This is a genomic window from Candidatus Infernicultor aquiphilus (assembly GCF_002784285.1).
GTDB classification, from domain to species: Bacteria; Atribacterota; Phoenicimicrobiia; order Phoenicimicrobiales; family Phoenicimicrobiaceae; genus Infernicultor; species Infernicultor aquiphilus.
In genome coordinates, this window is the sequence record NZ_PFKO01000033.1 from 1 (window position 1) to 11067 (window position 11067).

The 11067-nt window shown below is 31.1% G+C and carries 10 protein-coding genes and 7 tRNA genes; all 17 read right to left on the reverse strand.

The genetic code is table 11. The annotated features are described in order from the left end of the window. Nucleotides 1–1374 (reverse strand): valine--tRNA ligase (locus COZ07_RS01025; protein ID WP_406606751.1); only part of this gene is annotated, 1374 nt, incomplete at its 3' end. A gap of 87 nt (nucleotides 1375–1461) precedes the next feature. Beyond that, nucleotides 1462–3813 (reverse strand): endopeptidase La, encoded by a 2352-nt coding sequence (gene lon, locus COZ07_RS01030; RefSeq protein ID WP_406606752.1) that lies wholly within the window; start codon nucleotides 3811–3813, stop codon nucleotides 1462–1464. 203 nt (nucleotides 3814–4016) lie between these two features. After that, a complete protein-coding gene (gene clpX, locus COZ07_RS01035; RefSeq protein ID WP_406606753.1) occupies nucleotides 4017–5279 on the reverse strand; it encodes an ATP-dependent Clp protease ATP-binding subunit ClpX in 1263 nt (420 codons plus the stop codon). A gap of 34 nt (nucleotides 5280–5313) precedes the next feature. Next, complete coding sequence (clpP, locus tag COZ07_RS01040; RefSeq protein WP_406606754.1) at nucleotides 5314–5910, reverse strand: ATP-dependent Clp protease proteolytic subunit; 597 nt, start codon at nucleotides 5908–5910, stop codon at nucleotides 5314–5316. Next, on the reverse strand, nucleotides 5907–7223 hold the full coding sequence (gene tig, locus COZ07_RS01045) for a trigger factor (RefSeq protein WP_406606755.1): 1317 nt from the start codon (nucleotides 7221–7223) through the stop codon (nucleotides 5907–5909). The genes clpP and tig overlap by 4 nt, the downstream gene beginning before the upstream one ends. Before the next feature lie 97 nt (nucleotides 7224–7320). Beyond that, nucleotides 7321–7402, reverse strand: a tRNA-Leu gene (locus COZ07_RS01050). A gap of 8 nt (nucleotides 7403–7410) precedes the next feature. Next, nucleotides 7411–7486, reverse strand: a tRNA-Lys gene (locus COZ07_RS01055). 66 nt (nucleotides 7487–7552) lie between these two features. Next, nucleotides 7553–7629, reverse strand: a tRNA-Arg gene (locus COZ07_RS01060). Nucleotides 7630–7641: 12 nt separating this feature from the next. Continuing rightward, nucleotides 7642–7719: transfer RNA gene (locus COZ07_RS01065), tRNA-His, on the reverse strand. Between the two features lie 18 nt (nucleotides 7720–7737). After that, nucleotides 7738–7814 (reverse strand) — tRNA-Arg (locus COZ07_RS01070). A gap of 12 nt (nucleotides 7815–7826) precedes the next feature. Continuing rightward, nucleotides 7827–7902: transfer RNA gene (locus COZ07_RS01075), tRNA-Gly, on the reverse strand. A 4-nt stretch (nucleotides 7903–7906) separates the two neighbouring features. Continuing rightward, nucleotides 7907–7980 (reverse strand) — tRNA-Pro (locus COZ07_RS01080). A gap of 172 nt (nucleotides 7981–8152) precedes the next feature. Then, nucleotides 8153–8746 carry a non-canonical purine NTP pyrophosphatase gene (locus tag COZ07_RS01085; RefSeq protein WP_406606756.1) on the reverse strand — a complete coding sequence of 198 codons (594 nt, stop codon included), beginning with the start codon at nucleotides 8744–8746 and terminating at the stop codon, nucleotides 8153–8155. Further along, nucleotides 8740–9465 (reverse strand): ribonuclease PH, encoded by a 726-nt coding sequence (rph, locus tag COZ07_RS01090; RefSeq protein WP_406606757.1) that lies wholly within the window; start codon nucleotides 9463–9465, stop codon nucleotides 8740–8742. The genes COZ07_RS01085 and rph overlap by 7 nt, the downstream gene beginning before the upstream one ends. A 266-nt stretch (nucleotides 9466–9731) precedes the next feature. Next, on the reverse strand, nucleotides 9732–10595 hold the full coding sequence (locus tag COZ07_RS01095; RefSeq protein ID WP_406606758.1) for a polyprenyl synthetase family protein: 864 nt from the start codon (nucleotides 10593–10595) through the stop codon (nucleotides 9732–9734). Beyond that, a complete protein-coding gene (xseB, locus tag COZ07_RS01100) occupies nucleotides 10585–10854 on the reverse strand; it encodes an exodeoxyribonuclease VII small subunit (protein ID WP_406606759.1) in 270 nt (89 codons plus the stop codon). The genes COZ07_RS01095 and xseB overlap by 11 nt, the downstream gene beginning before the upstream one ends. After that, nucleotides 10851–11067 (reverse strand): exodeoxyribonuclease VII large subunit (locus COZ07_RS01105; RefSeq protein ID WP_406606760.1); only part of this gene is annotated, 217 nt, incomplete at its 5' end. The genes COZ07_RS01105 and xseB, both read right to left, overlap by 4 nt.

An 11067-nucleotide genomic window follows, 5' to 3' on the forward strand; every position in this document is an offset into this window, starting at 1 on the left:
AAACCAGGTATCTAAAACATCAGGATCCTGTACTAAATTATGGCCCTTACATTTCTTACAAAATTTAGGCGGTTCTAATTCTACCATTATTTCTGAACAATCTTGACAATACCAAGCTGGTATACGATGTCCCCACCATAACTGGCGTGAAATACACCAATCCTTGATATTTCTCATCCATTCATAATATACTTTAGTCCAATGAGAAGGTATAAATTCAATTTTACCTTCTTCCACTGCAGAAATTGCCGGTTGCGCAAGTTCTTTTACCTTTACAAACCACTGTTTAGATAAATATGGTTCAATAATAGTCCCACATCGATAACAATGCCCCATAGAATGCTTATAATTTTCTATCTTATTCAAATACCCTTTTTCTCTCAAGCTATTTAAAACTTTTTCTCTACATCCTGCCACAGTTAGACCTTTAAACTTTCCGGCCTGTTCATTCATAGTACCGTCATTATTTAATAAATTAATAACTTGGAGTCTATGGCGTTTACCTAATTCGAAATCATTCAAATCATGAGCGGGGGTAATTTTTACTGCTCCGGTACCAAATTCAGGGTCAACATAACTATCCGCAATTATAGGTAATTCTCTATCCATTAAAGGTAATATAGCAGTTTTACCAATAAATTTTTTATATCTTTCGTCATCAGGATGAACAGCTACTGCGGTATCGCCAAGCATAGTCTCGGGACGGACAGTAGCTACCGTGATTACTTCTTCAGAATCTTTGAGGGGATAATCTATATAATAAATATTGGTTTCTTCTTCCACTGATTCTACTTCTATATCAGCTAATGCAGTTTGACATCGAGGACACCAATTTATCACGTAATTTTCTCGATATATTAACCCTTCTTTATATAATTGAACAAATACTTTTTTAACTGCTTTAGAAAGACCTTCATCTAAAGTAAATCTTAATCGTGACCAATCGCAAGAAAATCCCAATCTCTTCAATTGATTTATGATATTATTTCCATATTTTTCCTTCCATTCCCATACTCTTTCTAAAAATTTTTCTCTTCCTAAATCATGTCTACTTTTACCTTCTTTAGCTATTTCTTTTTCAACTACATTCTGAGTGGCAATTCCGGCATGATCAGTCCCTGGTAACCAAAGTGTATTGTAGCCTTCCATTTTTTTCCATCTAATTAAAATATCTTGTAAAGTATTATTTAAGGCATGACCTAGATGCAAAGATCCGGTAACATTCGGGGGAGGTATAACCATAGAATAATTGTTTTTTTTATCAAAATTATTTTTTGCTTTAAAATAATCTTTTTCTAACCAAAATTTATACCATTTTTCTTCCACAATTTTAGGATTATACACTGATGGAATTTCATTATTTGTATTTTTCATTTTATTTTCCTCCTTAAGCTTAAAAACAAAAAACTCCTTTCGATTTTTAAAAGGACGAAAGGAGTCTATTAAATAATAGTTTTTATTTTAAAAAGGGTATCTGGTAAGAGCAATTTTTAAAACTTCGTCTACATTATTAACTGCAATAAATTTTAATCCTTTTTTAATATTATTAGGTAAATCTTCTAAATTTTTTATATTATCTCGAGGAATTATAATAGTTTTAATTCCATATTGGTAAGCAGCAAGTATTTTTTCTTTTAAACCTCCTACTGGTAAAACCCTTCCTCTTAAAGTAATTTCACCAGTCATGGCTATATCTTTTCGAACCGGAATCTCGGTAAGTGAAGAAATTAAGGAGGTAGCCATAGTTATACCTGCGGAAGGGCCATCCTTCGGTATTGCTCCTTCGGGAATATGAACATGAATATCACAATTTTCATAAAATTTATTATCTATTTTAAATTTAGCTGCTCGAGACCGAGCATAGGTTAAAGCAGCTTTCCCTGATTCTTGCATAACATCTCCCAATTGTCCAGTAAGAGTCAATTTACCTTTTCCCGGCATTACTATAGTTTCTACTGACAACACTTCCCCACCAGCTTCAGTCCATGCTAAACCTGTTGCTAAACCAACCATATCTTCTTTTTCAATTTCATTATTTTTATATCTAGAGATCCCTAAATAATTTTCTAAATTATTTAAAGTTATTCTAATGGTTTTTTTCTTTTCAGAAGACACTATTTTTAAAGCAACTTTTCTACATATAGAAGCTATTTCTTTTTCTAAACCTCTTACCCCTGCTTCATGAGTGTATTCTCTAATTATTTTTTTAATTGCTTTTTCTGATATCTCTATCTCTCTTTTTTTAAAACCATGATTATTTAATTGTTTGGGAATCAAAAATAATTGACCAATTTTTATTTTCTCATAATCAGTATAACCAGGAATATTAATTATCTCCATTCTATCTCTGAGGGAATAAGGTATTTCTTCTTCATTATTAGCGGTAGTAATAAACATTACCTCAGAAAGGTCAAAAGGAATTTCTAGATAATGATCGCTAAAACTATTATTTTGTTCAGGATCTAATACTTCTAAAAGAGCAGCAGCGGGATCACTTCTAAAATCCATACTTATTTTATCAATTTCGTCTAATAGAAAAACTGGATTTTTGGATTTTGCATTTACTATTCCTTGTATAATTCTTCCTGGCATAGAGCCTATATAAGTTCTTCTATGTCCACGTATTTCTGCTTCATCTCGCACCCCCCCCAAAGAAGCTCTTACAAATTTTCTATCCATTGCTCGAGCTATGGACTTAGCCAAAGATGTCTTCCCTACTCCAGGAGGTCCTATTAAACAAAGAATTACTCCCTTTTTTTTATTACTCAATTTTCTAACGGCTAAATATTCTAATATTCTCTCTTTTACATCTAGTAAACCATAATGGTCTTCATCCAAAGTTTTTTTAACTAATTTTATATCTAATTTTTCTTTATATTTTTTATTCCAGGGAAGAGCTAAAATCCATTCTAAATAATTTATTATTATTCCACTCTCGGCAGATAAAATGGGAATTTTTTCTAAATGAATGGTTTCTTTTATAAGTTTATCTTCCAGTTCTTTATCAAGTTTTAAAGATAATATTTTCTCTTTGAACTCGTCTGCTTCTGAAATGTTTATTTCTTTATCTCCTAATTCTTTTTGTATTTCTTTTAATTGTTCTTTTAGATAATAATCTTTTTGAAATTTTTCTAAATTCACTTCTACTCTATTTTGTATTTTCTTTTCTAATTTTAAAATAGTTATCTCTCTTTTTAATATACCAATTAGTTTTTCTAATCTTTCTAAAGGATCAAATATTTCCAATAAATTTTGTTTTTCTTTTAAATTTAAAATTAAGTTAGAAGAAATTATGTCGGCTAATTTATCAGGCTTTTTAATATTTCCTAATGAGATCATTATTTCAGATTGAAATTTATCATTATTTAATTTTAAATATTGCTCGAATTTATTGATTGCTAATCTTATTAAAGCCTCAATTTTTAGATTTTTATCATTTTTAACTTTAATTTTTTCTAATTTTGTTTTAAGGAAACTGTCTCCTTCTTCTAATTTTATAATTTTTGCTCTATTTAATCCCTCTATCAATATTTTTATAGTATCGTCAGGTAATTTGTATATTTGTATTACTTTGGCAATAGTACCCACAGAATATAAATCCTCTAATTTTGGTTTTTCTGTTCCTGGGTCTCTTTGAGTAGCTATAAAGATTAAACTTTTTAAATTAATTGCTTCTTCTAAAGCATTAATGGATTGTGCTCTTTCTATAAAAAGAGGAATAACCATATAAGGAAAAACTACTAAGTCTTTAAGAGGTAATAAAGGCAAGGTATTTTTATCAAAGCAGTTTAATTTTTTTTCTGGTTTATTCATATAAAATATTAGATCTCACCTTCCTTATTTCAAGTGTCTCGTATAATATATCACACCTAGATATCAAGTCAAATTATTTATTCTTTTTATTTTTTTACAGCAGATAATTTTATAGCAAATTATGATTTTTTGGTTATAATTATCTTGTAGGGGCTCGATTCATCGAGCCCGCAACACCGGCAATCATAATATATAATATTATATTATGCCGTCTCCTTTTTTAGTCCTTCATTATATCTAACTATTTTAGGCATACTTTTATTTTTAATAACTTCTTCGGTAATAGTACATTTTTTAATATTTTTTTCCGAAGGGATTTGGTACATTATATCTAAAATTGCATCTTCCATAATTGAACGCAAACCCCTCGCCCCTACATTTCTTTTTATACTTTCTTCCACAATAGCTTCTAAGGCATCGGGAGTAAATTTAAGTTCTACGCCTTCTAATTCAAAAATCTTTTTATATTGATTTACTATAGCATTTTTTGGTTCTTTTAATATTCTTAATAATGCATCTTCATCTAAAGATTTTAGGGTAGAAATTATATGCAATCTTCCTACTAATTCAGGAATTAAACCAAATTTTACTAAATCTTCTGGCAATACGTTTTCTATTATGTTATAAATATCATTTTTATTATTTTTACTTTTTATATCAGCTGTAAAACCAATGTTGTTTTTACCTATGCGATAATTTATTATATTTTCTAACCCTTCGAAAGTCCCACCGCAAATAAATAATATTTCTGTGGTATCTATCTGAATATTTTTTTCCTGCGGATGCTTTCTTCCTCCATAAGGAGGAACACTGGCTACCGTACCTTCAATAATTTTTAATAAAGCTTGCTGTACTCCTTCTCCGGAAACATCTCTGGTTATGGAAGGACTCTCTGATTTACGACCAATTTTATCTATCTCATCAATATACACTATTCCTTTTTGAGCAAGATTTATATTGTAGTCTGCAACCATTAATAAATTTAATAAAATATTTTCTACATCGTCACCAACATATCCTGCTTCGGTTAAAGTTGTTGCATCAGCAATAACAAAAGGTACCTTTAATTTTTTAGCTAAAGTCCGAGCTAATAAAGTTTTGCCACATCCAGTAGGTCCTATTAATAAAATATTGCTCTTCTCTAATTCTATTTCTTCACTTTCTTTATTATTTTTATTATTTAATTTATTTTTGTTATTGGTTTTAATTCTTTTATAATGATTGTATACCGCAACTGAAATTATTTTCTTGGTCTTTTCTTGTCCCACTACATATTCATCTAAAAAATATTTAATCTCTTGGGGAGATGGAATTTGTTTTAAATCAAAGGGAGCCTTTTCTTTCTTTTTTCGATCTAATATAATATCATTACATACTTTGATACATTCATCACAGATACAAACACCTGGTCCGGAAACTATTTTATATACTTCATCTTGGTTTTTACCGCAAAAAGAGCAGTTCACTAAATTATCACTTCCTTCTTCATCTGTCGCATTACTATTTCATTACCTCCTCACGAACCTTGATTACTTCATCAATCAATCCATATTCTTTTGATTCTTGAGCGGTCAAATAGAAATCTCTATCTGTATCTTTTTCCACCTTTTCTAACGGCTGACCAGTATGATAAGTTAAGATCTGGTTAATGGTATCCTTAATTCTTTTAAGTTCTCTGGTTTGTATCTCAATATCTGTAACCTGACCTTGTGCTCCACCTAAAGGTTGATGTAACATAATTCTTGAATTAGTCAAAGCAAATCTTTTCCCTTTTGTTCCTGAGGCTAATATTAAAGCTGCGCCGCTTGCCGCCAAACCTACGCATATAGTTGAAACAGCTGATTTAATATATTGAATGGTATCATATATAGCAATAGTTGAGCTTACTGAACCCCCTGGACTATTAATGTAAATGTAAATATCCTTATCCGGGTCGGAGGCTTCTAAAAATAATAATTGTGCTATAATGGTATTTGCTGTAGCATCATCTATCTCAGTTCCCAAAAATATTATTCTATCTTTTAACAAACGAGAATAAATATCATATGATCTCTCTCCCCGGGGAGTCTGTTCTATTACAATTGGTACTAAAGTCATTTGGATTCATCCTCCTTTTTAGAATTTATTATTTTTACTTTTTTATTTAGAAAATTTACTATTTTATCTCTTTTTATGCTTTCTCTTAGGCCATCTAAATTATTATTCTTTTTAAGAGTAGCTTCTACTTTCATAGGATCTTGTTTTACTTCTTGGGCAATGGTGTTAATTTTATCTTTTATTTCTTGCTCGGTGATTTGAATATTTTCTTCTTGAGCAATTTTATCTAAAACTAATTCTTGTTTTATTCTTTTTTCAGCGACAATTCCATATTCTTTTTTGATATTTTCTTCATTGGTATTAATACTATTATAATAATCTTGTAAAGATAAATTTTTTGCTTTTAAATCATCATTTAAAGATTTCATCATATAGTCTAATTCTCTTTCCATTAATACTTCTGGTACCTTTACCTCGCAAATCTCGGCTACTTTTTCTAATAATTTACTTTCATAATTATTTTTACTAAATATTTCAGCTTGCTTCTTTAATTTTTCACTTATATCTTTCTTGAAGTCATCTAAATTTTTATAATTACCTATGGTCTTAAAAAAATCTCCATCTAACTTCGGTAATTCTTTTTCTTTTATTTCTATTACCTTTACTTGGTATATAATTTCTTTTCCTGCCATTTCTTTATCTTCAGCATCCCTAGGCACTAATATTTTTATCTCTTTTTCTTGCCCTGCTGAACAGTCTAAAAGTTGTTTATTGAATTCAGGCGAAATTCTTTTGTTTAATTGAATCATCTGCTTCTCCACTTTACTTCCCTTTATTACCTTTCCGTCAATATATTCTTCAGAATCAATTACCAGATAGTCACCTTCTTTGGCTGGGCGATCTTTAACAATTTTTAATTTGGCTAAATTTTCTTGTATCCTTTTTATTTCATTTTCTACATCAGAATCGGTAATTTTTATATCTTCTTTAGATAAAGTAATTTTATCAAAAGAACCTAATTTAACTTCTGGCTTTACTTGCACGATTGCTTCAAATATTAATGGCTTATCCTCTTCTATTTGTAGAATTTTTATTTTAGCTTGCTCAATCGGTTCAATATTAATTTTTTTTATAGCTTCCATATAACTATCCGGGATTAATTCTTCAGCTGTTTTTTCGTAAAAGTATTCCCTTCCTAAATGCATATTTAAAATATTTCTGGGAACTTTACCTTTTCGAAAACCTGGTATTTTTGCTTGATAAGATAAATCATTATATACATTTTCTAATTTATTATTTACTTCTATTTTATCAACTTCAATTTCCAGGTGAAATTCATTTTCTTTTTGTTCTTTTATTTTAACCTCTACCATTATATATTTACCTCCACAAGGTAAAAAAAGGTGCCAGGCACCTTTTTTTACATAAAATACAAATTTATTATTAATTAAAAATATTTTATTTTTATAGTGCGAAGGGCGGGAGTCGAACCCGCATGGTTTTACCCACTGGATCCTAAGTCCAGCGTGTCTACCAATTTCACCACCCTCGCATTTTTAATGGTGGGCCGTACAGGACTCGGACCTGTGACACCCGGATTAAAAGTCAGGTGCTCTACCAACTGAGCTAACGGCCCACAAATTAAAATTGCACAACCTTATTTATAATACACTATTTGTTCTTTCATTTTTAACTAAAAGTTTGGTGCGCTCGGAGGGACTTGAACCCTCAACCATCGGATCCGAAGTCCGTAGCTCTATCCAATTGGGCTACGAGCGCTTTATAACTGGTTGGGGTGAGCGAGGGGATTTGAACCCCCGACCTCTGGAGCCACAATCCAGGGCTCTAACCAAACTGAGCTACGCCCACCATATTAATTTTATAATATGGCGCGCCCGAAGGGAATTGAACCCCCAACCTACGGATTAGAAATCCGTTGCTCTATCCTATTGAGCTACGGGCGCGTAGATATACTTTGGAGCGGGAAACGGGGTTCGAACCCGCGACAGCCAGCTTGGAGGGCTGGCGCTCTACCAACTGAGCTATTCCCGCAAAGTCGGGGCGAGAGGATTTGAACCTCCGGCCCCCTGCTCCCAAAGCAGGTGCGCTTCCAAGCTGCGCTACGCCCCGAAACAAAAGTTATTATATAAGAAATATATTTATAAGTCAATTATAAAATTAGTATTGAGTATCGAGTATTGCGTATTGCGTGAAGAAAAGGCGTATGTAATACTCTCCCTTTTTCTTCTTAGCTTCTTATCTCTTTACTCTTTACTATATACTATATACTAACGACTATTCACTATTCACTAACGACTAATTCATTTATTATTTTGATCATCCTTCTTAGAGCTTTCCCTCTATGGCTAATTTGGTTTTTAATCTTATCTCCTAATTCGGCGAAAGTTTGGTTATATTCAGGAATTAAAAAAATTGGATCATAACCAAAACCATATTTCCCTCTGGGAATAAAAGAAATTTTTCCTGGGCACTCTTCTTTCACCATATATTTTCTTCCATCTGGAAAAGCAAGAACTAAAACACAAACAAATTTTGCCTTTCTTTTGTTTTCAGGAACATTTTCTAATAAATTAAGTACTTTATTTATACGTTCTTCATCGTTATTTCCCCATCTAGAAGAATAAATTCCAGGTTTTCCTTCTAAATAATCTATTTCTAATCCAGAATCATCTGCTAAACAAACTTTCCCGGTATATTCTGAAATTTTACCAGCTTTTTTAAGGGCATTTTCTTGAAATGTTTTACCATCCTCATCAATTTTTGGAAGCTGCGGAAAATCTTTCTTAGTTAATATTTTAATATTGGAATTATCTAAAATATCTTTTATTTCTTTAACTTTACCTAAATTTTTGGTGGCAATAATTATTTCTAACAAATTTCTCCTAATATTTCTTTTTCTTTTTCAATTACTTTTTTTATGCCTACCTCAGCTAATTTAATCAATTCTTCTAAATTTCTTTTAGAAAAAGGCCTGCTTTCAGCTGTTCCTTGAATCTCAATTATTTCTCCTTTTTCAGTCATCGCAATATTTAAGTCTACCTGGGCCTGAGAATCTTCTTTAAAATTTAAATCTAATAACATTTCTCCATCAATTATTCCCACACTTATTGCGCCTATATAATCTTTTATGGGAATTTTATCTAATTGACCTTCTGCATTCAGATAATTTAAAGCATCATAAAGGGCGATAAAAGAACCAATAATGGCTGAAATCCTGGTTCCACCATCGGCTTGAATCACATCGCAATCTATCCATATAGTCCTTTCTCCTAAATCATTTAAATTAACTACCGCCCTTAAAGATCTTCCTATTAATCTTTGAATTTCAGAAGATCGTCCGTTTATTTTGCCTTTTACGGAATCTCTAATATTTCTAATTTGATTTGCTCGGGGAATCATAGAATATTCTGCGGAAATCCAACCCTGCTTCATCCCTCTCAAAAATAAAGGTACTTTATTTTCGACTGAAGCAGTACACACTATTTTTGTATCCCCCATTTTTATCAAAGTGGATCCTTCTGCATATTTTATATAATTCCTGGAAATATTAATAGGTCGTATCTCATCAAATCTTCTATTATTCGGTCTAAGCATTTTCCCTCCTTGTCTGTCATTGCGAGGAATGTAATGACGAAGCAATCCCATTAGTTATGAGATTGCCACGCCCTGATAAATCAGGGCTCGCAATGACATTTTATTGGATTACCACGGCCCCTGCGTTCGCTTGCAATTACTTTGACAGGTGAGACACCTGTCCTACGGGCAGACACAAGGTCTGCCCCTACACTCAAATTCTAGATTCTAACTCCTGGCTCCTGGCTTCTATTTTATTCACTATATACTGAATACTGAATACTGATTTACCTTTCTCTTAAAAGGATATAATCAGCTAAATTTTTTAATGTCTCTGCTTTATTATTAAATATTTTTAATGAATCTTTTGCTTCTTTAATTAATCTATCAGCTTCATTCTTTGATTCTTTTATACCATATTGGTTAGGATAAGTAGGTTTTTTTTTCATAACCCTTTGATCTTGCATAATATCGAGCATATCATCAACAATTTGAAAAGCTAATCCTATATTTTCTCCATATTTGGTTAAGGCTTTAAGTTGCCTTTGGTTGGCATTAGATAAGATTGCTCCTGCCCTAATGGAAACACATATTAAAGCAGCGGTTTTTTTCATATAAAGATTATATAAATCTTCTTTTTTTATGTTTTCGTTTCCTGGATTTATATCTTCTACCTGCCCTCCTAACATATTAGCTGTCCCGATATAAAAAGATATTTCTTTGATCAAGTTTATAATAGACTGCTTTTTTATTCCTTTTACTTCCGAGTTTTTTGCTATTAGTTCAAATCCAGAAACCAGAAGGGCATCACCGGCTAATAAGGCTATAGCTTCTCCAAATACTTTATGATTGCTGGGTTTTCCTCGTCTAAAGTCATCATTATCCATACAAGGTAAATCATCATGAATTAAAGAAAAAGTATGAATTAATTCAATCCCGCAAGCCGCACTTATTACTTTTTCTATTTCTTGGTCTAATAATTCAGCCGTTATTAAAGTTAAAATCGGTCTTATCCTCTTTCCTCCACTAAAAACACTGTAACGCATTGCTTGATGAATAATGAAAGGTAATTTGTTTTCTGGTGGTAAAAATTTATCTAAAGCCTTATCGATAATATTTTTTTTATCTTCTAGATAATTTTTAAACTCCATTAGCTGTATCTTCCTCTTTTTTTATAGAAAAAGGTTTAGTAGAATATTTTTCTTCATTTTCAATAACTAATTGTTCTATCTTTTGTTTGGCTTTATTTAATTTATCTAAACATAATTTGGAGATATTCATACCTTCTTCATAGAGTTTTATTGATTCATCTAAAGTCAATTCACCTTCCTCTAATTGGTGGACAATTTTTTCTAATCTTTTTAAATAATCTTCAAATTGAATATCTTCATTTTTTTTCTTTGTTTTCATTTTGAAATAACCTCCTTTTTATCAACTTTACCTAACATTTTTCCATCGCTTATAATAATTTCTATTTCATTGCCAATTTCAACCTGATTTAGTCTTTTAATAATCTCTTTTCCCGGTATTTTTCTACAAATACTATATCCACGTTCAATTACCGCACCAGGGTTTAATGAATCCAACCTTTGTTTATCTTTTTTTATTTTTTCTTCATATAAT

Coding starts and splice junctions, on each gene's coding strand:
- xseB (WP_406606759.1), bottom strand. CDS start 10,854: ATGAAAACAAAGAAAAAAAATGAAGATATTCAATTTGAAGATTATTTA.
- rph (WP_406606757.1), bottom strand. CDS start 9,465: ATGCTTAGACCGAATAATAGAAGATTTGATGAGATACGACCTATTAAT.
- clpP (WP_406606754.1), bottom strand. CDS start 5,910: ATGACTTTAGTACCAATTGTAATAGAACAGACTCCCCGGGGAGAGAGA.
- lon (WP_406606752.1), bottom strand. CDS start 3,813: ATGAATAAACCAGAAAAAAAATTAAACTGCTTTGATAAAAATACCTTG.
- tig (WP_406606755.1), bottom strand. CDS start 7,223: ATGGTAGAGGTTAAAATAAAAGAACAAAAAGAAAATGAATTTCACCTG.
- COZ07_RS01095 (WP_406606758.1), bottom strand. CDS start 10,595: ATGGAGTTTAAAAATTATCTAGAAGATAAAAAAAATATTATCGATAAG.